21 protein-coding genes are annotated in these 19,909 nt (G+C 47.3%); 12 read left to right on the top strand and 9 right to left on the bottom strand.

The features are described 5' to 3' along the window. Nucleotides 1-26 precede the first annotated feature (26 nt). The 3 genes from ACZYR9_RS13355 to ACZYR9_RS13345 form a co-directional block, all read right to left on the bottom strand. Nucleotides 27-1,199: a M20 family metallopeptidase gene (locus ACZYR9_RS13355; RefSeq protein WP_488978989.1), complete on the bottom strand. Its 1,173-nt coding sequence runs from the start codon at nt 1,197-1,199 to the stop codon at nt 27-29. A gap of 125 nt (nt 1,200-1,324) precedes the next feature. Next, nucleotides 1,325-1,510 carry a hypothetical protein gene (locus ACZYR9_RS13350; protein WP_488978988.1) on the bottom strand — a complete coding sequence of 62 codons (186 nt, stop codon included), beginning with the start codon at nt 1,508-1,510 and terminating at the stop codon, nt 1,325-1,327. Nucleotides 1,511-1,696: 186 nt separating this feature from the next. Next, complete coding sequence (locus ACZYR9_RS13345) at nt 1,697-1,867, bottom strand: aspartyl-phosphate phosphatase Spo0E family protein (protein ID WP_488978987.1); 171 nt, start codon at nt 1,865-1,867, stop codon at nt 1,697-1,699. Between the two features lie 186 nt (nt 1,868-2,053). Between ACZYR9_RS13345 and ACZYR9_RS13340 the strand changes: the two genes are divergently transcribed. The 3 genes from ACZYR9_RS13340 to ACZYR9_RS13330 all read left to right on the top strand — a co-directional run bounded on the left by ACZYR9_RS13340 (nt 2,054) and on the right by ACZYR9_RS13330 (nt 3,612). Next, a complete protein-coding gene (locus ACZYR9_RS13340; RefSeq protein WP_488978986.1) occupies nt 2,054-2,200 on the top strand; it encodes a hypothetical protein in 147 nt (48 codons plus the stop codon). 121 nt (nt 2,201-2,321) lie between these two features. Continuing rightward, nucleotides 2,322-2,804 carry a DinB family protein gene (locus ACZYR9_RS13335; RefSeq protein ID WP_488978985.1) on the top strand — a complete coding sequence of 161 codons (483 nt, stop codon included), beginning with the start codon at nt 2,322-2,324 and terminating at the stop codon, nt 2,802-2,804. A gap of 79 nt (nt 2,805-2,883) precedes the next feature. Then, nucleotides 2,884-3,612, top strand: a complete 729-nt coding sequence (locus tag ACZYR9_RS13330) for a phosphonate ABC transporter ATP-binding protein (RefSeq protein ID WP_488978984.1) — start codon at nt 2,884-2,886, stop codon at nt 3,610-3,612. A gap of 79 nt (nt 3,613-3,691) precedes the next feature. Here ACZYR9_RS13330 and ACZYR9_RS13325 read toward each other — a convergent pair whose 3' ends face one another. Next, complete coding sequence (locus ACZYR9_RS13325; protein ID WP_488978983.1) at nt 3,692-4,669, bottom strand: YpdA family putative bacillithiol disulfide reductase; 978 nt, start codon at nt 4,667-4,669, stop codon at nt 3,692-3,694. 255 nt (nt 4,670-4,924) lie between these two features. Between ACZYR9_RS13325 and ACZYR9_RS13320 the strand changes: the two genes are divergently transcribed. The 7 genes from ACZYR9_RS13320 (at nt 4,925) to ACZYR9_RS13290 (ending at nt 12,911) form a co-directional block, all read left to right on the top strand. After that, complete coding sequence (locus tag ACZYR9_RS13320; RefSeq protein ID WP_488978982.1) at nt 4,925-5,461, top strand: NfeD family membrane protein; 537 nt, start codon at nt 4,925-4,927, stop codon at nt 5,459-5,461. 13 nt (nt 5,462-5,474) lie between these two features. Then, on the top strand, nt 5,475-6,992 hold the full coding sequence (floT, locus tag ACZYR9_RS13315) for a flotillin lipid rafts scaffold protein FloT (RefSeq protein WP_488978981.1): 1,518 nt from the start codon (nt 5,475-5,477) through the stop codon (nt 6,990-6,992). A 282-nt stretch (nt 6,993-7,274) separates the two neighbouring features. Beyond that, on the top strand, nt 7,275-8,324 hold the full coding sequence (locus ACZYR9_RS13310) for a Bug family tripartite tricarboxylate transporter substrate binding protein (protein WP_430071914.1): 1,050 nt from the start codon (nt 7,275-7,277) through the stop codon (nt 8,322-8,324). Between the two features lie 90 nt (nt 8,325-8,414). Further along, nucleotides 8,415-8,879 (top strand): tripartite tricarboxylate transporter TctB family protein, encoded by a 465-nt coding sequence (locus ACZYR9_RS13305; RefSeq protein WP_430071873.1) that lies wholly within the window; start codon nt 8,415-8,417, stop codon nt 8,877-8,879. Nucleotides 8,880-8,909: 30 nt separating this feature from the next. After that, entirely contained in the window at nt 8,910-10,436 is a 1,527-nt protein-coding gene (locus ACZYR9_RS13300) for a tripartite tricarboxylate transporter permease (protein WP_430071876.1), read from the top strand. Nucleotides 10,437-10,552: 116 nt separating this feature from the next. After that, nucleotides 10,553-12,196: an ATP-binding protein gene (locus ACZYR9_RS13295; RefSeq protein ID WP_488978980.1), complete on the top strand. Its 1,644-nt coding sequence runs from the start codon at nt 10,553-10,555 to the stop codon at nt 12,194-12,196. Then, entirely contained in the window at nt 12,186-12,911 is a 726-nt protein-coding gene (locus tag ACZYR9_RS13290) for a response regulator (protein WP_488978979.1), read from the top strand. Before ACZYR9_RS13295 ends, ACZYR9_RS13290 begins: the two co-directional genes overlap by 11 nt. A gap of 14 nt (nt 12,912-12,925) precedes the next feature. Here ACZYR9_RS13290 and udk read toward each other — a convergent pair whose 3' ends face one another. Continuing rightward, a complete protein-coding gene (gene udk, locus ACZYR9_RS13285) occupies nt 12,926-13,540 on the bottom strand; it encodes a uridine kinase (RefSeq protein WP_488978978.1) in 615 nt (204 codons plus the stop codon). Nucleotides 13,541-13,744: 204 nt separating this feature from the next. Here udk and ACZYR9_RS13280 point away from each other — a divergent pair, with 204 nt between their 5' ends. After that, entirely contained in the window at nt 13,745-14,140 is a 396-nt protein-coding gene (locus ACZYR9_RS13280; RefSeq protein ID WP_488978977.1) for a hypothetical protein, read from the top strand. Nucleotides 14,141-14,210: 70 nt separating this feature from the next. On the opposite strand, the gene uraA is transcribed toward ACZYR9_RS13280, so the two are convergent. From uraA to ACZYR9_RS13260, 4 genes are all read right to left on the bottom strand, one after another. Further along, on the bottom strand, nt 14,211-15,491 hold the full coding sequence (gene uraA, locus ACZYR9_RS13275) for a uracil permease (protein WP_488978976.1): 1,281 nt from the start codon (nt 15,489-15,491) through the stop codon (nt 14,211-14,213). A 95-nt stretch (nt 15,492-15,586) separates the two neighbouring features. Continuing rightward, nucleotides 15,587-16,672, bottom strand: coding sequence for a Ger(x)C family spore germination protein (locus ACZYR9_RS13270; protein WP_488978975.1), 1,086 nt, complete (start codon nt 16,670-16,672; stop codon nt 15,587-15,589). Between the two features lie 5 nt (nt 16,673-16,677). Further along, a complete protein-coding gene (locus ACZYR9_RS13265; protein ID WP_488978974.1) occupies nt 16,678-17,793 on the bottom strand; it encodes a GerAB/ArcD/ProY family transporter in 1,116 nt (371 codons plus the stop codon). A gap of 3 nt (nt 17,794-17,796) precedes the next feature. Further along, complete coding sequence (locus ACZYR9_RS13260) at nt 17,797-19,281, bottom strand: spore germination protein (RefSeq protein WP_488978973.1); 1,485 nt, start codon at nt 19,279-19,281, stop codon at nt 17,797-17,799. 204 nt (nt 19,282-19,485) lie between these two features. On the opposite strand from ACZYR9_RS13260, the gene ACZYR9_RS13255 reads away from it, so the two are divergent. Then, nucleotides 19,486-19,791: a DUF3846 domain-containing protein gene (locus ACZYR9_RS13255; RefSeq protein ID WP_488978972.1), complete on the top strand. Its 306-nt coding sequence runs from the start codon at nt 19,486-19,488 to the stop codon at nt 19,789-19,791. Nucleotides 19,792-19,909 lie beyond the last annotated feature (118 nt).

The following is a 19,909-nucleotide window of genomic DNA, read 5'->3' as shown; positions in this document are numbered from 1 at the left end:
TTGTGATGAATCCGCTAGTCTTCTTATTATCCGTTATGGACACTGCGTTCAAACTCTTCACGGATGGAGCGGAGCAGATCGGGACTGACCATCACGTCGCATGCCGTAAAGGCCAGTACCTTGGCTGCGAGAAGCATGCCTTCAAAGGCTCGCGGGAGCATGGCCAGATCGCGAAATTCCTTTGTATGCAGCAGGTGCCGTTCATCCACTACCTTCACATAGGGATGTATGGTCGGGCAATGACGGGACACGTTGCCCAAGTCGAGGGAACCGTGATCCTTGCCGCTTTCGATCATGTCTTCTGAAATGCCCATTGCTGTTAAATTTTCGGTAAACAGATCCGATAATACACGGTTTGTAATCAATTCATCGTAGGAGTATTCATAATTGGACCATTTCATCGTGCTTCCGGTTTGAAGTGCCGCTCCTTCGGCACAGCGAAGAACCTTCTGTACGATTTCATCGGTATAGGGGCGGTTCGCAGACCGGATATAAAACTGCGCAGCGGCGTAATCCGGTATAATATTCGGTGCCTTGCCCCCCTCGGTAATGATTCCGTGGATGCGCGCGTGGCTTCGAAGCTGCTGCCGCAAAGCGCCGATCGATTGAAACAACAGCAGTACCGCATCCAGCGCGTTAACGCCCTCATAAGGACTTGCTGCCGCATGAGCGGATTTTCCGAAGAATTCGAATTCAATTGCATCCATGGCCAAGGATTTACCCGATTTCTCATAGGTGTGATACGGATGCGCCATCATGGCGAAATCGACATCATCGAACATCCCGTCGGCGGCCATAGGAACCTTTGCGCCTTTAGTTTCCTCAGCAGGTGTCCCGTAGACCCGGATCGTGCCGCCGATTTCATCGATTACCGCTTTGAGGCCGACAGCGGCGGCCAGTCCCATAACGGCAATCAAGTGATGCCCGCAGGCATGTCCAAGCTCAGGCAGCGCATCGTATTCACACAAAAAAGCGACCGTGGGGCCAGGTTTGCCTGAACGGTATGTGCCTATAAAGGCGGTAGGGAGATCGAGAACCGGAGATTGGACCTCAAAGCCATGCCCGCGGAGCGCTTCCTTGAGCCGGGACGAGGCTTCCCATTCCTCGTGTCCGAGCTCCGGATGCTCACCGATATATCTGGACAGGTTGGTAAACGATTCACTGTAACGGTCGATGACCGAAGCAATCTGCTGCTTCATTGACGATGCTGCTCCTTTCAAAAGCTTCAGTGTGAATCCATTATATATGAGAGGACTGAACAAAACAAAAGATCCTAATGCATTGGTTTGCATCAGGATCTAGTTAGCGATTTGATTCAGGACAGCTACTGAACGTTTCTCCGGCTGTCGAGAATTTGCTGTTCGAGCTGTTTTTTGATTTTATGCATCGCATCGACCTCAAGCTTATGATTTTCCCGGAAACGGACGCCGGTAAGGGACAAAGCTTCATTTAAGGTCAACTCAACGGAAATCTTTTTCTCCTGCGGTTGTTGATGATCATCATGATACATGGTGCATCGCTCCTTTAAATTATCGTTTGAGTGGTGCATCAAGAGAGTGCATCAAGCAGGGGATACAAGGTTCGAATCATGCTGAAACCCTTGATTTTCCTTGGTTTTAATATAACACATCATGTAACATTTATCAAGTCAAAGCACAAAAAAGAGGCACATTGATTTCAATTCAACGGCCTCCTTTTATTGAAGCTTGTCCTTCATTCGCAAACGTTGGATCGATAGGACAAGGCTATCGATTTGTTGGCTGAGCTCGACTACCTTAGGATCTACAAAGCTTCCTGTCTTCTCCACCAGCACATAAAGCTGGCTCTGCATACGTTCCATGCGGCGTTTCAATTCAGCTTCATCCATGAATGTCCTATCACATCCTAATATCTAAATTAAATATAAATCCTTAACATATTATAATACGATGATAGTGTAAAAAATGTAAATATGTGTCGAAAACTTTATTAAATTTTTATGACAAATCACAAAATATGCATAATAAAGTATGTTTATGGCACAATATCTTGGTATGGGAGGTGATTCCGGTAGATGGATAATCGAAAAACCAAGAAGAGAAGCAATCCTGATTTCAGGGAGCATAGGTTTACGCAAGAGGGTACCATCGTTGAGCCCGATAAAGTGAAAATTTACCCGCCCAGTATGAATGAGATCCCTAAAGAAACGAATCCTCAATAAATAATACCGATGCATTGAAGTGATCCGAAGCTGTCCAGATATGGGCGGCTTTTTCTGCGTATTTTTCGATTTAATAATTTTTGCCAATGGATTAAGATAAATAGCAGGGAGGCGGTGTAAAATGAATAACGACTGGGTACGAAAGCTGATCGACTATCATTTTTGGGCGGTAGAAGCCTGGATAGGGTATTTAACGGATAACGAAGAGGAAGTAATGTATACGTCTGTGCCTGGCGTTTTCTCTACGATTGGCGAAACTTTGGCTCATTTGGCCGATATCGATGGAATGTGGTTATCCCGTGTTCAACAGAAAGCCTGCTTCATCAATAGAAGCGAGCGGCCATCCATTGGAGAGCTGGAGCGGCTATTTGCGCGGCTTCGCGCGGAGTACAAATTATTTTTGCAAAGTGTAAGCGCCGAGGACACGGTAACGTATTTCAATTCCAAGGGAGAACCGTTCACCAATTCGATTCTTGAAATCGCACAGCACATATCGAATCATGGTACATATCACCTAGGCAATATCTCATCGATGATGCGGCACTGGAAAGCTTCCGGAGCATCTACCGATTTTATTTATTACTTGAGACGGGTTAACGGTTAAGCTGGCACGTTGTGGTTTTTGCGCTGGGGAGCATGGTATATTTAGTAGAGACGGATAGATGTAAAGGAGAATCGGATGGATGATGATTGTACGAAGCTTGAGTAAAACCTTTCCTCCCGATTACCGCGTGCTGCAGCGTATCAGCTTTCAAGCGGATGAAGGCGATTTAGTCGCCCTGCTTGGGTCCAGCGGAAGCGGCAAAACCACGTTTTTCCGGTGTCTGATGCTGAAGGAAAAATGGGACGAAGGACAATATATTTATGAAGGCAAAGATATTTCGTCCTTGAATGCTTGGGATAGATTTCAGCTCCGCAAGCAGTGGGTATATTTGGAGGAAAAGCCAAGCTTGCATTTGAAAAAAACGGCTGTGAAAAATGTGCTGTCTGCACTGCTGTTCAAAAAATCCTGGTGGCGCTTTCTTACCAATACCGTATCGGAAGACGACCATATGGAAGCAATGGATTATTTGGACAGAGTGGGTCTGCTCGATAAGGCTCACGAGCCTGTCGAGAAGCTCAGCGGAGGGGAGAAGCAGCGGGTAGCCATTTGTAAGGCGTTGATTAAGGAAGCAAAGGTGATTTTTGCAGACGAGCCGGTGTCCGGACTTGATCCCGAGGCGGCCAGCCGCGTCATGGAGGATCTGCAAACGATCTGCCGCAAAAACAAGATCCTCGTCTTCTGCAGTCTCCATCAAGTGGAGCTTGCAGAGAAGTTTGGCACAAGAATTTGGGGGTTGTCCGGCGGGAAACTGATTGTCGATATCGCCGGGCGCCGTCTGACGCAGCGGGAAAAGGATCTGATTTTTTAAATCAGTGCCAAGAAATGGTCAAAGGTCGTCCTGAACGGAAGCTCGGGACGACCTTTTGCATGAAATCGGTCTTCGGGAATTATTTGTTCGAAGCGATATGAGCGGCAATACGTCCTCCGTGCAAACGGCCGGTTTCGATGAACACTTCGTTGGCATTGGAGCCTGAAGCCGCAACTCCCGCAATGTAAAGGCCGGGGATGGTCGTTTCCATGGTGTCCGGGTCATGCTTGGGTACGCCGTCCGCCTCCATGTTCAATTCGGCGCCCGCTTTGGTAAGCAGGTTTCGATCAGGGCGGAAGCCGGTTAAGGCAAGGACGAAGTCATTATCCAGCGTTTGCTCCTGCCCGTCCGTTACGACAGTGATCGCTCTTTCGGTAATGTGTGTGACCCGTGAACGGAACATCATCCGGATTCTGCCTTTGCTTACCATGCTCTCGAATATGGGCAGAACCCAAGGCTTAATGACGGACGAATACGCAGCGCCCCGGTATATGACCGTTACGCTTGCTCCTGCGCGAAGGAGCTCCATCGCAGCGTCAATAGCGGAGTTGCTTCCGCCGATTACGGCTACCCGGGTCCCGGTATACGGGTGGGCTTCTCTGAAATAATGCGTTACATTGGGTAAATCCTCACCAGGGATGCCCAGCATATTCGGATGATCAAAGTATCCGGTGGCTACGACAACATAACGAGAACGTATGATTTGAGTGGAGCCGAATCTGTTCTGTACAGTCAGCTCGAAGGTCCCATCGGCTTGACGGTTGATTTCCGTAACCGTTTCATATGAACGGATACGCAACTCACTGCGTTGAGCCACATTCCGGTAATAGTTTAAAGCTTCCAGCCGATAAGGCTTGTCGTTTGGGGTGGAAAAAGGATACCCTCCGATTTCAAGCAGCTCCGGCGTACTGAAAAATTGCATGTACGTCGGATATAAATAGATCGAATGCACAACGCATTCCTTTTCGATTACAAGCGGATTCAGACCGATTCTCTGCAGCTCTATGGCGGCAGACAAGCCGCAAGGGCCCGCTCCGATCACAACGATTTCTTCCAAAACGAACACCTCGCCCGTTTACCTATAATCAGGTATATACTTGATGATTCCCTTATCCATAGTAACCGATTTGGCTAAGGGTTTCCAGTTTACATGGACAAAGAGATGATCGCAGAATCCAAAACGCAGCTTATGTAGAGTTGTGTTCTTTTTTTGTACATAATTCTGGGTTTAGGAGGCAAATATGCAACTTATTAGGTGTATGTTTCGTATTACTCAGTGTGCACATTTGATTGAGCTTTGGGAGGGAACAACATGTTGGAGCTGTATTGGGGGCTGCTTATTACCGGAGTTTTGTTTGCACTGGTGACGGTTGTATTTGGTGACTTGCTGAGCGGCGCAATGGACGGAATGTTGGATTGGATGTCTGGCGACGTGATGCATTACCTGCAGCCGATGGTGCTGTTTAGCGGTGTGACGGTACTCGGCGGCGCGGGTATTTTGCTTACGAAGTATACCCCGATCGCAGCTGCTGCAGTGTTGATTCTGTCTCTGCTCGCCGCCATCCTATCCGGAATAATGATTTTTTTCTTCTATGTCAAGCCGATGAAAAATACCGAGAACTCATTGGCTTTCTCCATGCAGGACATGGTCGGAAGGATCGGGGAGGTGTCGGTACCGATTCCGGCCCAAGGCTGTGGAGAGGTCGTGATGCGGATGGGCGGAGGGATTACGAATCAGATTGCGGAAAGCTTTGACGGCAATGAGATCGAGTCGGGCGCCAGAGTGGTGACAGTGGAAGTGAAGGACGGTACGCTGTTCGTAACCCGTCTGGATGAACCCAAGTTGTAAAGGAGAGATGGGTATGGGAATATCTGAATTTTTGACAATTCCAATCATTGTTGTCGGGGTGATCGTCGTTTTGGGCCTGGCTTTTTGGGCCAGGTACAAAACGGTAAGTCCGGACGAGGCGATGATCGTGACCGGATCGTTCCTCGGCAGCAAAAATGTGCTGACCGACGACACCGGACGAAAAATTAAAATTGTTCGCGGCGGAGGATCTTTCATTCTCCCGATTTTTCAACAGGCTGAATTTATCTCGCTCTTGTCTCATAAATTGGACGTTTCCACCCCGGAGGTATACACCGAGCAGGGCGTTCCGGTTATGGCCGATGGTGTTGCCATTATTAAAATCGGAGGTTCCGTCGAGGATGTCGCCACAGCCGCGGAGCAGTTCATGGGAAAGCCGACGGAAGCCTTGAAGGGCGAGGCTCAGGAGGTGCTTGAAGGGCATTTGCGGGCTATTTTGGGCTCGATGACGGTTGAGGAAGTATATCGCAACCGCGATAAATTCGCGCAGGAGGTTCAAGGCGTAGCGGCCAAGGACCTGAAAAAAATGGGCCTCCAGATCGTTTCCTTTACCATTAAGGATTTACGAGATAAGCACGGCTATCTAGATGCGCTCGGGAAGCCGAGGATCGCAGCCGTAAAGCGCGATGCGGAGATCGCTGAAGCGGAAGCCGTAAGAGATTCAAGAATACAAAAGGCGCGCGCCGAAGAGGAAGGTCAGAAAGCGGAGCTGCTGCGCGATACGAACATCGCCGAGGCTTCGAAGGAAAAAGAGCTGAAGGTGGCTTCATTTAAAAAGGATCAGGACATGGCTCGCGCTGAAGCGGATCAAGCCTACCATATACAAGAAGCCCGCGCCAAGCAAAGCGTTGTCGAGGAGCAGATGCGGGTCGAAATCGTACGCAAGGAGCGCGAAATTGATCTGGAAGCCAAAGAGATTCTAAGGCGCGAGAAGCAGTATGATGCTGAAGTGAAGAAAAAGGCGGATGCCGATCGTTATGCGGTGGTTCAGGCTGCAGAAGCGGAGAAAGCCAAGCAAATTACGGAAGCGGACGCAAGACAATACCGTATTGAAGCGGAGGCAAGAGCGATGGCGGAGCAGAAGCGCCTTGAAGGGCTGGCTGTGGCGGATGCCGAGCGGGCCAAAGGTACAGCCGAAGCGGAGGTCATCCGTCTGCGCGGTTTGGCCGAAGCAGAGGCGAAGGAGAAGCTCGCACAAGCGTTCGAGAAATTCGGCGAGGCGGCCGTACTCGACATCATCGTGAAGATGCTTCCTGAGCTCGCAGGTAAAGTAGCCGAGCCGCTGAAGTCAATCGACAAGCTGACTGTCGTCGATACGGGGAATGGGCAAGGCGCGGCGCGCGTCAGCAACTACGTGACACAGCTGATGGCTACCGCCCCGGAGATGCTGAAGAACGTAAGCGGAATAGACGTGGAGAATCTGGTCAAAAGCTTGACGAATCGCGCAGGAGCAAACGTTCCTCCGATTCAGAGTATACCCGCGGCTTCGCCGGAATCCAAACCTCAGGTCTAGCCGGATTTCACTCACGGATTGTCCTATCCGTTGGCTGTAAAGGGAAATTGGTAACCGCCAACATGTTATCAAAAATAGGGCATTTGTAAATCATTGTCCTCTTGCATATACGCGCAAGAGGATTTTTTGTTGTGAACATAATGAACAAAATGCGCTAAATAAGGTTTATTCAACTTATGATCATAAGCTATACCTATGAAAGCGCTTGATGCTAAAATAACAAAGCAATCAGGAAAGCGCTAACATAAAAATAAAGCATTTTGGGGGAGGTACTTAAAAATGATGTTAAAAACATTATCACGTCATTCTTGGAAAATGGTGCTGGCCGGTGTCATGGCTGTTAGCTTGACTGCCTGTGGAAGCGGATCCAGCACACCACAAGCCGGTCAAGGTGGGGCTCAAGCGCCAGCGGCTTCAAAATATCCGGAAAAACCGCTTGTTGTCGTTGCTCCATCCGGCGCAGGCGGCGGTTGGGACAAAACGGCTCGATCCATCGCCAAAGTGCTTGGCGAAAACAAAATGGTCGGTCAATCGATGACGGTAGAGAACAAGCCGGGCGGCGGCGGAGCGGTATTCTTGGCTGAATACGCCACCAAGGACGTGAAAGACAACTACAAACTGTTCGTAAGCTCTCCGCCGATCCTGATCAACAATCTGAAGAAGGAAGGCAACAGCCCGTATGGCTACAAGGATACGACACCGCTTGCCCAATTAACGAAGGACTACGGTGCGATTGTGGTGTCGGCCGACTCCAAATTCCAGGATATGAAATCGCTTATTGATGCATTAAAAACGGATCCTACAAAGGTGACTGTTGCCGGCGGTTCCGCTCCTGGCTCCATGGACCATTTGATTGCAGTACTTCCTGCATTTAAATCCGGTATTGATCCTAAACAAGTGAAGTACGTTTCTTATGACGGCGGCGGAGAAGCAATGACCGCGCTGCTTGGTAAGAACGCCGACGTTATCGCAACGGACGCTTCAAGCGTAGGCGAATATTTGAAAGCCGGAAAAATTCGCGTATTGGGCATTTCTTCTCCTGAACGCTTGGGCGGTAACCTGAAAGATATTCCGACGTTGAAAGAGCAGGGGATCGATGCAGAGTTCAATATCTGGCGCGGTATTTTCGGACCGAAAGAGATGAGCGCGGATGCGCTTTCTTTCTGGGATGCAAAGCTGAAGGAACTGAACGATTCGGAGGCTTGGACCAAAGAGCTTCAGGCGAATACATGGGAAAAAGACTATAAAAATTCAAACGATTTTAAGGCATTCCTTGGACAGCAGGAGACACTTATTAAAGAGATGCTGACCGCATTGGGTATGGCGAAATAATATAAGACATCCGATCGAAGAAGAGATAACGCCTGAATACGGCCGCTCTCTTCTTCGGTAATTTCGGTTGGTGCGGGGAGGAAGCTACTTATGAATAAAGCGTTTGACCGATCGGCAGGGATTGTATTTTTAGCCATAGGCGCCGCGTTCGCTTTCGGAAGCCGGTCGATCTCAAGCAGTGCTTACGGAAGCAACGTTGGACCATCGATTTTTCCGTTAATTTTAGGAATGATTCTCATGCTCCTTAGTGCAAGACTGATCTATGAAGCCATCAAATATCCTAACAATAAAAACGATTCTTCGAAGCCAAAGCTCGACTATAAGCGTTTCGGCATTATTGTAGCCGCTACGATCCTATACGGTCTTTCTATGGAACATATCGGGTATGTCATCAGTACGTTTTTATTTTTGCTTATCGGGTTTCAAACGATGCAGCGCGATCGGTGGGTTTCGGCCATTATCATTTCAGCGCTTTTCTCGGGTGGGGTCTATTATTTATTCGTCGTCGTGCTTCAGGGCTCGCTGCCGGGATTACCTGATTGGCTTGGACTATAAGAGGGAGCGGCGCCTTAGGAGGGATATCATATGAGCACAATGCAATATTTAATGGACGGCTTTATCACTGCTTTTGCTTGGCACAATCTGCTTTTTGCTTTCTTTGGCGTACTCATCGGTACGGCGGTAGGCGTTCTGCCCGGTATCGGACCGATGAGCGGAGTGGCGCTGCTGATTCCGATTACCTCTTCGATTACAGGAGGCATGTCTCCGGACGAAGCGGCTGTAAGCTCGATCATCCTGCTGGCAGGCGTATATTACGGCGCGATGTACGGCGGCTCGACAACTTCGATTTTGTTGAATACGCCGGGTGAATCGTCATCTGTCGTAACCGCGCTTGACGGTTATCAAATGGCGAGACAGGGAAGAGCGGGAGCCGCGCTTGCGATCGCTGCGATAGGTTCATTCATTGCGGGAATTTTCTCCCTGATCGGTCTCATATTCCTGGCACAACCGCTTTCCGCCGTAGCGGTGCGATTCGGGCCTGCCGAGTATTTTTCGTTAATGATCCTTGGCCTATGTGCAGTAAGCGGTCTAGCGGGAAAATCGATGACCAAGGCAATGATCATGACGATCTTCGGCCTCCTGTTGGCCACCATCGGTATGGACAATGTATCCGGTGTCGCACGCTTTACATTCGATATTCCGGTGTTATATCAAGGACTGGAGTTTCTTACCGTTGCTGTAGGTCTGTTCGCACTGGGTGAAGTATTTAAGACGATTTTGGAACGGGATTCCAACGATGGGACTATCGCTAAAATCAACCGCATCCTGCCGACGAAGCAGGATATGAAAGACAGCGGAATGCCTATGATCCGTTCGTCTGTGCTTGGATTCTTTATTGGTATTTTGCCGGGCGCAGGGGCAACGCTGGCATCCTTCTTTTCCTATATTATGGAGAAAAAATTGAGCAAGCATCCCGAGAAATTCGGTAAAGGGGCAATCGAAGGCGTGGCTGCACCGGAAACGGCAAACAATGCCGCGGCCGGAGGGGCGATGATTCCGCTTTTGACACTCGGTATTCCAGGCTCAGGTACAACGGCTATTTTGATGGGTGCGCTAATTATGTATAACGTTCAGCCGGGTCCTTTGCTGTTTGAAGAGCATCCTGGTGTGGCGTGGGGCTTGATCGCGAGTATGTTTATCGGCAATCTCATGCTTCTCATACTGAACATGCCGCTGGTTAGAGTATTTGCTAAAATTATCGAAACACCGACGAAGTATTTGATTCCGGGTATTGTCGCGATTTCGGTGTTCGGGGTCTATGCCGTACAAGCGTCGGTCTTTGATCTCATGCTGCTGGTCGGATGCGGAATAGCCGGATATTATCTGGCCCGCAATGATTTTCCGTTGGCTCCATTGGTGTTGGGCCTCGTTCTTGGTCCAATGATCGAGAACAATATGCGCCGGGCGCTTACGGGTTCCAATGGCGATTTTATGATTTTCCTGCAGAAGCCTCTTTCTTTGGCATTCCTTGTTATCGCAGTTCTTTGGATTACGGTTCCTATGCTGCTCAAGATGCGAGGCAAGAAAGTGCTTGTCAACGAAGAAGGCTGATCTTGATGTTTTGCCATCCCCGAGCTGGCCCTACTGGGCAGTAAGGGGATTTATTTCGTTAATCGGGAGAATATAGTATGCTAGTACTATCACCACCGGAAGGAGAATGAACGAAAGTGAAGCTGCAAACCAAGCTCATCGTACTCATTTGTTCGCTTCTGTTCACGGTGCTTCTTCTTTTAGGTGCCGTTGTTGAATATATGGTGACTTCCTTGTTGAAGGAGCAAATCGGCACAAGAGCCCTAAAGGTAGCCGAATCGGTAGCGTCGATTCCGGAAATCAGACATGCTTTTAATTTGCCGGATCCGTCCTTGGTCATACAGCCGATCGCGGAGGACATCCGTTCGAAAACAGGCGCTGAATTTATCGTCATAGGCAACCGGAATGAAATTCGATATTCGCATCCGTACCCTGACCGGATCGGCAAGGAAATGGTTGGGGGAGACAACGGACCGGTGCTTCAAGGGATGTCTATCATTTCTGAAGCCGAAGGCTCGCTTGGGCCGTCCCTGCGTGGCAAAGTGCCGATTTTCTCCGATCAAGGAGATGTTATCGGCATTGTTTCGATCGGGTTTATGATTGATGATATTAATCAATGGGACGATGTGTACCAGCAGCAGATTTTTCTGATCGCCATTGGCGCGCTGCTGGTTGCGCTGATTGGAGCAATAATGATTGCCAGAGGCGTTCGCCGTTCCATTCACGGATTGGAGCCGGAAGAAATCGGAGCATTGTATATGGAGAAGAAAGCGATACTGGAGTCGATCCGCGAGGCGCTCCTCGCTGTAGATCGAAGCGGACGAATCACCATGGCCAACCAGCAGACGCTGCACATCCTCGGTCTAAAGGACGATGCCGAGCTGCTGGGCAAACCGGTCCAGGATATTGTGCCGACAACCAGACTGCTGGAAGTCATTCAAACGGGACAGTCCCATTTTGACGATATTATGCTGATGAACGGACAAGAGGTTGTGGTTAACCGGGTTCCGGTGTTCAACCGGAAGCAGGAGGTTATAGGTGCCGTTGCCAGTTTCCGGAACAAATCGGAATTATTCCGTTTGGCTGAAGAGCTGTCTCAGGTCAAGCGGTTTGCCGAAGGGCTGAGGGCGCAAACGCATGAGTATTCCAATAAATTATATGTCATTTCCGGACTCATTCAACTCGAGTCGTATCAGGAGGCTGTTGAAATGATTTCGAAGGAGTCGGACGTCCATCAAAACCTGATTCAGTTCATCATGCGTGAAATTCCCGACCCGGTTATTGGCGGACTTCTCATCGGCAAATACAATCGGGCGCAGGAACTGAAAATCCAGCTTGAAATCGATCGCGAGAGCTCCTTTAGGGATGTGCCTAAATGGATTGACAGGGATTTGCTGGTAACGATCATCGGGAATCTGGCGGACAATGCCATGGAAGCGCTAGTGGAGCATTCGATCGATGAAGAGAAAAAAGTCATTATATTTTTGAGCGATCATGGCGATGATTTGATGATCGAATGTGAAGATAACGGACCGGGGATCCCGCGAGATTGGTCCGACCTTATTTTTGAAAAAGGAGTTTCAAGCAAAGAGGGCGAACATAGGGGAATTGGACTTTCTTTAGTAAAGCATGCTGTGCAAAGGCTTGGAGGCACGATTCAGCATGAGCCTTCCGCAGATAACGGAACAATTTTCTTTGTTGTGATCCCGAAACAAAGTGATAGTGTAGTCTCGGCAGATCGAATTCATGGGACGAAAGGGGTGATTTTGGATGGGGAATGAGAGGGAGGCGATGCTTCCGATTCAAGTCCTGATCATTGAAGACGATGAGCGCATTGCAGAAATCAACAGGCGCTTCGTTGAGAAGGTCGAGGGCTTTTCCGTTATCGGAATCGCTACCGACGAGCCGCAGGCGCTGGAACTGCTGCAGGTATTGGAGCCGGATCTGGTGCTGCTCGATATTTATTTTCCCGAAACGAATGGACTCGCGCTTCTTCGGATCATCGGACGGGAATTCAGTGATACGGATGTAATTATGATCACCGCGGCCAAGGAAGTAGATGCGGTTCGGGAAGCCATCCGGGGAGGCGTTTTTGATTACATTATGAAGCCTGTTTTATTTAACCGGATGAAGGAAACGCTTCTTCGTTACCAAGCCTTTCATCATACCATCCGTCAGCTCCGTCAGGAAAAGACCCATATCAGTCAAGACGAGATTGATCGTCTGCTTCAAGGCCCAGGAAAAAAAGAAGCTCCGGATGTCGGAGCTTCCCTTCCCAAAGGGATTGACAAGCTGACGCTGGATAAAATCATAGGAGCCATGACCGCGGCCGCCGAGCCTTTAACCGCAGAGCAAACGGCAAAGCTGGTTGGCGTAAGCAGGTCGACTGCCCGCCGATACCTTGAGCATCTTGTGGCCGAAAATAGGCTAAGAGCAGACCTCTCCTATGGTGATGTAGGACGTCCGGAGCGAGTCTATCGTAGAGCAAACAATTAAGTCACATTAATAATTCACTGCATTAAGTATTTTCCTGTCAAAATGGATAGCAATTGTATGCCGACCTCGTTGTGTCCGCCTTCGGGTATGATGAGATCGGCGTATTTTTTAGACGGCTCGATAAAGGCCTCGTGCATGGGCTTAACCGTATTCATGTACTGATCGTAAACCGACTGAATGGTTCTGCCTCGATCATTGATATCTCGGAGCACACGCCGTAAAATGCGCACATCCGGATCCGTATCGACAAATACCTTGATATCAAGAAAATCTCTCAGATGCTCGTCCGACAACACATGAAGCCCTTCGATCATGACGATTTTGTTGGGCTTTAGCTCAATGAATTCGGTCGCAGACCGTGTGTGACGGGAAAAATCATACACTGGAGCGAATACGATATTGTTCTGTTTGAGCTGCTTGAGGTGTCCGAGTAGCAGGCTGTTATCGAATGCCAGCGGATGATCGTAATTAATCGATTCCCGTTCTGTGAACGTAAGATGAGCATGGTCTTTATAATAATTATCTTGTGAGATAAAAGTGACCTTATCCGATCCCAGCCGGTGAATAACCGAGCGCGCTACCGTCGTTTTACCGGAGCCGGTACCGCCTGCAATGCCGATAACTAACATAGTTAATTAAAATCCTCCTTCAGCACTTATCCTCTTCAATTTCCGTATTGTAGCATAATGGCTTAGGGAAAACGAGATCGCACATCCACCATCCGAGCCGCCAGGATTGTAGTACTGGCATCGTGTTTTATGGTATCCTAGTATTATGGCAGTGATCCATACGTTCAGACGATTCCAGAGCGGAACTATAAGGAGGAAGGAACGATGAACGAAAACTTCATTAAGATCAAAGAGCTTGAGGGTGATCTTAAGCTGTCCCACAAAAAACGAGATTTCGGTCTCACGGTATCAACCAAAGAATTGATTTTTCAAAAGCCTCATGCGAATTACCATATTAAGCTGGAGGATATCATCAGCATCACTCCGTTTGACCTCCCGATAGGCTCCCGTCCGATTCGTCTTAGCACCGGCAAGTCTGTAGGCAGCGAGACTGTGAATGTTCAGTCCGGGATGCAGCATTACCGGCTGTATGTGAGAGAAGCGGTGCTGCATAACCGCAGCGGCATTTTCAAGCTGGGCTCGGCTCAATTTATTCTTCCCATTCTGCACGATTTGCTTATGGCGATATCCCGGTACGGCGGTTTGGAAGCCATCACGTAATACGGCATGAAACGGTAAATACCCTGCAAAGGCATCGCTGCCGCTGCAGGGTATTTAGATTATGACGGCCTTATTCGCTTGTTTCGTTCATTAGCTTTAATTTCTCCAGCACCTTAAAGAAGAGGCTGATTAGAATAGCCAGGACAGTCGCAAGCGCCATCCCTTTGAGTGAAAAGCTTCCGATGGTCAGTGTAGCTCCGCTGATGCCGATGACAAGAACGATGCTCGTCAGGATCAGATTGCTTGCTTTGGAGTAATCAACCTTCGTTTCGACCAGCATACGGACCCCGGATGCCGCGATGACGCCAAATAAAAGGAGCGATACACCGCCCATTACCGGAACCGGGATCGTGCGGATGATTTCGGTGAGCTTCCCGAAGAACGATAGGAAAATGGCGATGACCGCAGCTCCGCCAATGACCCAAGTAGAATAAACGCGGGATATAGCCAAAACACCGATGTTTTCTCCGTACGTTGTATTCGGCGTGGAGCCCACGAAGCCGGAAAGGATCGTCGAGATCCCGTTACCCAGTAAGGAACGATCCAATCCCGGGTCTTTAGATAAATCTTTTCCAACAATATTGCCGGTCACAATCAAGTGTCCGATATGTTCTGCTATGACGACGAGTGCAGCCGGTGCAATGATGATAATGGCCGTGAGGTTAAACTGCGGAACATAAAAGGTCGGAATGGCTAGGACGTCCGCTTTTGCAACGGCTTCAAAATGAACAAAGCCCATGAAAAAAGCAAGAATATAGCCGCAAATAATGCCGATAAGTATCGGGATGATTTTTAAAAAGCCGCGAAATACCACGGAGCCGATAATAGTAATCAGCAAAGTGACGGAAGAGACGATGATCGCTTTAGGGTCGGGCGACCATTCCGTTACATCGGACGGTTTGATGAAGCCTGCCATTTGGGCGGCTACCGGTACCAGCTCCAATCCGATAACGGTTACGATGGCGCCCATGGCTGCAGGAGGAAAAACGATATCCAACCAGCCGGTTCCCACTCTGCGAATCAATAGAGCGACCAAGGTGAAAATAATCCCCGATACAATAAATCCGCCGAGAGCGGCTTCATAAGGCATCTTCGCTCCCAATACAGCAAATACAGGAGATAAGAAGGCAAAGCTGGAGCCTAGGTAGGCCGGTATTTTCCCTTTACAGATCCATAGATACAGCAATGTTCCGATTCCGTTCATCAGCAGAATCGTCGCCGGATCCACATCAAAGAGGAAGGGGACAAGCACGGTTGCGCCGAACATGGCGAATAAGTGCTGGAAACTGAGCGGCAAGCTCTGCAGCAGCGGCGGCCGCTCATGAACTCCGATTTCTTTAGGTTGCTTCAATACGATACACTCCTTGACGGTCTTGGTTAATATAAATACCTCAACTATCTTATCAAATTTCGACAAAAATGCCATCCTTTTTTTAAAGGTACGGGTTATCTGTTTATTCTTTTCAAAGGCTGTAAATCAAGCCGATATATAACATTGATCTTCATCTGCCGCAAATAAGCAGACCATTCTTTTTCTGTCAGGGGTCGGGAAAAAGGGCGAAGGGTGCGCTTGCCTATTTGCAAAGGGTCAACATCCCATTTTTGCAGTTTTTTAAGTAAAGCTGTTGATTTTTTCTCCAAATACGTTTTTATCTCTTGATTAAGACTTTCAAAGTCTCTGGCTGCAGACAAATTTTTGTTTCCGCGGTATTCCTCGATTTTGCCGCTTAGCTCCACATGGATAGAAATCTCCGAATAATCCTTATTGAATTGAAAGCGGGGCTTGGATCGAACATGGCCTAAACTTACAGCTAAATCGGGAATAGAAAAGATTTTGAGGTAATGATCGTTGCCGAGCAGCTGAAAAATTTGGTCATCGAGCTTGTTGATGGTAGCCACAAGCTTGTCCTTTTTGAAAAATGCGGTTCCTTTATAAGTAAAATTCGTCTTACCAGCCTGAAAAAGAGGCATGAACGGATCCGAGTAAGGAGAATAAAGCTTATTTTTGAATTCATGCAGATTTACGATGCTCATTTCACCTTGATGCTTATCCTCATAGTGCTTGAACATCCGGTAAAGGAAATAATCCAGATTGGCTTGCTTGCTTAACTGGCCTTTAATATAATCGTCAAAATTTCCATGTATGACCGCTACGTAAAGGCGTTGGGATATATTGGGGTCATTTAATAGCGTATCGATCAGAGTCAGGATGCCTTTTTTGGCCAGCATATCAATGATTAACACCATCCGAAGCTGACCGGATTTTAATTCCCGATAATAAATTAAATTAAAATCCTTTCCTCCCTGCTTGAGCAGCTCGACATCCATGCTGAGCAGACGCTTCTTTTCGTTAATTAATGGAGGAACCAGCGTACTGATTTTTAACTTCCCTTTTTGGCCTTCTTTGATAGACCAAAATACGACCGGGGCGATTTCTTCAATGGTATTGTTCTCCACAAACGGAGAACATCCCGTCATGGCGACGAGCATGCACAACAGAGCTATATGAAAATAAGTTTTGATCTGCACCATAATATTTAGACACGCCCCTTTAATCTGCCGGCAATGACAAGGATGGATGGAACCAGCAGGTAGGATAATGCACTAAAGATTACCTCCAGGATCAGTCCGAAGCTCCTCTCGTTTCCTTCCTGCCAGAATGATACATTGGTTATAAGCAGACATCCCAATAGGATCATGCAGCTTGCAGCAAACCCCGTTCGACTGACCGGCGTATCCCATGTACCCAGCATGATTCTGCCGGCTCCGTACAAAAAGAGAATAAAAATGGATGCAACAAAAACAAAGTGAAACATGTTTAAAGAAAGCAGGATCATATCGATTCGCTCGAAGACTGGAGATTGAAGGTATCGGATCATATTGATTACCGGGAATTCGCTTTTGCTTAAATAATTGGAGCCATAGAAAAATAACGAAGCTATAAATACAATTAAATATTCAAAAACGGTGAGCGCATTCGCAGCGGATGCATATTTAAGCAGCTTTGGTCCTGTATCCAGCCAGGGAATTAAACAAACCAGGTATTCAGGTCCAGACATAGCCGACCAAATGAATAATAAGCCTTTCCAGGAGTCCGCGGTCCAGCTTATCGGTATAAGGGGATATAGATCGTACAGCGAAGCAACGGGCGGAATGAAAAAGGGCAAAAACAACAATATCATCCAATATGATGCTAAAAAAGCAATGACAACAAATCGTATGGCTGTATTTATTCCCATAACGGCTAAATAGCAGCTAATGAGAAAAATGAAAAAAATCAACCAATTGGTATTCATGGAGGGGAATATGAAATGATGAACGACTTCGACATAACTTAATGTGATCACTGTGATTTTGACTAAAATAATAATCCAGCCGGCAAAAGCTATGATACGTATTCCCTTTTTTCCAAAGAGTTGAACAAATCCCTGAACATCCTTTGCCAACGCATGAGAGGACAACCATTTGGAAAAGATGATCAGATTGATTTGCGATAGTATTCCTATAACCACGATCCCCCAAATCATATACGGATGCACCAAATACATGGGAATCAAGAATACAAAGTAAAGCAGCTGCATCCTGTTTACCAATAACATGGTATATACGCCGCCAAAGGTAGACGATTTTTCATATAAGGAAAATGCTCTCATTGATTATCTCCTTCGCCAATATCGGCGTTTTTCCAAAGGCTGCAAAGATTCGGGACGCGTTTTCATCCATGGCAGGGGCGCCCGGATAAAAAGATCCAGCCATTCTTTCGCGTAAAATGGAGCCACAGGTGAAAAGTAGGGCTGCTTCAATGAAGTAAGCCCGTTCATATGGGCGAGTAACAGGATGTACCCAAATGCCATTCCAATGATCCCCAAAAAAGCGGAAAGCACAAGTAAAATAAATTGAATAAGCGTGTTCGATTTGGTTACCAGATAATTGGGGACCAAAAAGGAAGCAATGGACGAGATCCCTACTAACACAATTAATATTTTGCTTGCAAAACCGGCTTGGACTGCGGCTTGACCGATGACGATACCTCCGATGACGCCTAAGGTTTGACCCGATTTGGTCGGCATCCGCAAACTGGCCTCTTTGATGATCTCTAGGGTGATCAGCATCAGAAACGATTCCCAAAAGGGAGTAAAAGGCAATTTACTTCTGGACTCCAGCAGAACAAAAAGAAATTGCAGCGGTATCATTTGATAATGATGTGTCGATAACGCGACATAGAGCGGGACCAAGGTAATGGCTAAAAAAAAGCTTAAATATCGGATGGAACGGAAAAAGCTGGCCACCATCCAGCGGTTGATATAATCCTCCGGGGATTGAAAAAGATGAAAAAACGTAATCGGAGCTACGATGGCAAAGGGTGTGTTGTCGACCAAGATCACCAATTTGCCCAGACCTAAGGAGTAAACACAGGCATCCGGCCGATCGGTTTGCATATATTGCGGAAAAACGCTGTGCGTATGGTCATCCATAAAAGCGGTCAGGTTGGACGACTCCAGGATCAAATCAAAATCGATATTGGATATTTTGCTTCTTGCAATGGATATGAATTCAGGATTGGTCAAGCCTTCAACATACATCAGAACAATCTTGGTTTTGCTCAAATAACCTACGGAAAACTTTTCCGTCTTTACATTTGCTACAGGCATGCGTCTGCGAATCATAGTGATATTTTGCTCGATTTGTTCACTGAAGCTGTCTTTTGGACCATAAATAATGGTTTCCGTCTCGGATGGTTCTATTGCCCGGCTTAACGAATTCTGAAGAGGGACAGACCACCATTGATTGTGGGATGAGTCGTGTACAAGAATCGAACCTTGTAAAAGCATATGATGTGCCACAAGCAAGGTTTTTACAGCAGACACATTGTAATCTGCAATACATTCGTAAATGTACTCCTGAGAACAATGGTTGATCGGCTCGATAATGGCTTCATTTAATCGCTCTTTATCGATCAAAGTTCTTATGTATGCCATCGTTACCTTGTGATTCCGGATGGATCGCCGCTCAATGATTTCCGCATCATGCATGTTGGCCAGCATTCGTTTTAATCCTTCCATCGAAAGAACGTCATCCTGATCAGCATCATGATGCCGTCGAATGCTCTCACTAGCAGGCCTATTCCAAAATTTGAACATACAGACCACCTAAAGGATGAAGTGTTTATCCATTTTATCAAAATTACAAACCATTTCCCGTATATTATGAACCGTTGGGTTTCATTTCATCCACCGCTTAGACGTATTATGAATGAAAAGTTCAATCCTTGAATTTTCCATAGTTAATTTCAATACATCATGGAAATTATACGTTTAAACCTGCTTGAAAAAGGAGATCGCTTGATGCCGAAAGTACTGGTTGCCGTACCTGGAGAAGATGTCAAAATCCAACAGATCACCGAGGGGATGAAGTCGCTGCATACGCTGATTGACGGATCGCTTGATTGTTTTCAATTGGGAAAGGGGTTTACTTTGTACTGCAATCAAGAGGGGACGGATCGGGATTTGCCCCTTAATACCCATTTTGCCCGCGGGATTATTAAAGGGCCGTTCGTCATTGCGAAGACGGATTCGCAAGGGAATGCCTTAGGGCTTGATGATCAGGATCTTCATTTCATCACCCACACTTTTCTGCGAAACGAATCTTAAAGGTTAAGGTCGCCAGAAACTATGGAATGTAAGACCAAAATGACCAAAAGAACCAATATGGTCGAAAGATTGTTTTCGTTTTGAATTCCCATTAATATGAATTTTAGAAATTATGAAA

Source organism: Paenibacillus sp. F024, from assembly GCF_057814255.1.
The sequence above is the reverse complement of the archived record's forward strand: the minus strand, read 5'-3'. Positions and strand labels throughout refer to the sequence as shown.

What these genes read in the sequence shown, in the direction of transcription:
- ACZYR9_RS13310 (WP_430071914.1), top strand. Translation starts at nt 7,275, where the DNA reads ATGTTAAAAACATTATCACGTCATTCTTGGAAAATGGTGCTGGCCGGT.
- ACZYR9_RS13270 (WP_488978975.1), bottom strand. Translation starts at nt 16,672, where the DNA reads ATGGTGCAGATCAAAACTTATTTTCATATAGCTCTGTTGTGCATGCTC.
- ACZYR9_RS13260 (WP_488978973.1), bottom strand. Translation starts at nt 19,281, where the DNA reads ATGTTCAAATTTTGGAATAGGCCTGCTAGTGAGAGCATTCGACGGCAT.
- ACZYR9_RS13335 (WP_488978985.1), top strand. Translation starts at nt 2,322, where the DNA reads ATGAATAACGACTGGGTACGAAAGCTGATCGACTATCATTTTTGGGCG.
- udk (WP_488978978.1), bottom strand. Translation starts at nt 13,540, where the DNA reads ATGTTAGTTATCGGCATTGCAGGCGGTACCGGCTCCGGTAAAACGACG.
- ACZYR9_RS13265 (WP_488978974.1), bottom strand. Translation starts at nt 17,793, where the DNA reads ATGAGAGCATTTTCCTTATATGAAAAATCGTCTACCTTTGGCGGCGTA.
- ACZYR9_RS13355 (WP_488978989.1), bottom strand. Translation starts at nt 1,199, where the DNA reads ATGAAGCAGCAGATTGCTTCGGTCATCGACCGTTACAGTGAATCGTTT.
- ACZYR9_RS13350 (WP_488978988.1), bottom strand. Translation starts at nt 1,510, where the DNA reads ATGTATCATGATGATCATCAACAACCGCAGGAGAAAAAGATTTCCGTT.
- ACZYR9_RS13330 (WP_488978984.1), top strand. Translation starts at nt 2,884, where the DNA reads ATGATGATTGTACGAAGCTTGAGTAAAACCTTTCCTCCCGATTACCGC.
- ACZYR9_RS13290 (WP_488978979.1), top strand. Translation starts at nt 12,186, where the DNA reads ATGGGGAATGAGAGGGAGGCGATGCTTCCGATTCAAGTCCTGATCATT.
- ACZYR9_RS13255 (WP_488978972.1), top strand. Translation starts at nt 19,486, where the DNA reads ATGCCGAAAGTACTGGTTGCCGTACCTGGAGAAGATGTCAAAATCCAA.
- ACZYR9_RS13280 (WP_488978977.1), top strand. Translation starts at nt 13,745, where the DNA reads ATGAACGAAAACTTCATTAAGATCAAAGAGCTTGAGGGTGATCTTAAG.
- floT (WP_488978981.1), top strand. Translation starts at nt 5,475, where the DNA reads ATGGGAATATCTGAATTTTTGACAATTCCAATCATTGTTGTCGGGGTG.
- ACZYR9_RS13305 (WP_430071873.1), top strand. Translation starts at nt 8,415, where the DNA reads ATGAATAAAGCGTTTGACCGATCGGCAGGGATTGTATTTTTAGCCATA.
- ACZYR9_RS13345 (WP_488978987.1), bottom strand. Translation starts at nt 1,867, where the DNA reads ATGGATGAAGCTGAATTGAAACGCCGCATGGAACGTATGCAGAGCCAG.
- ACZYR9_RS13320 (WP_488978982.1), top strand. Translation starts at nt 4,925, where the DNA reads ATGTTGGAGCTGTATTGGGGGCTGCTTATTACCGGAGTTTTGTTTGCA.
- ACZYR9_RS13340 (WP_488978986.1), top strand. Translation starts at nt 2,054, where the DNA reads ATGGATAATCGAAAAACCAAGAAGAGAAGCAATCCTGATTTCAGGGAG.
- ACZYR9_RS13300 (WP_430071876.1), top strand. Translation starts at nt 8,910, where the DNA reads ATGAGCACAATGCAATATTTAATGGACGGCTTTATCACTGCTTTTGCT.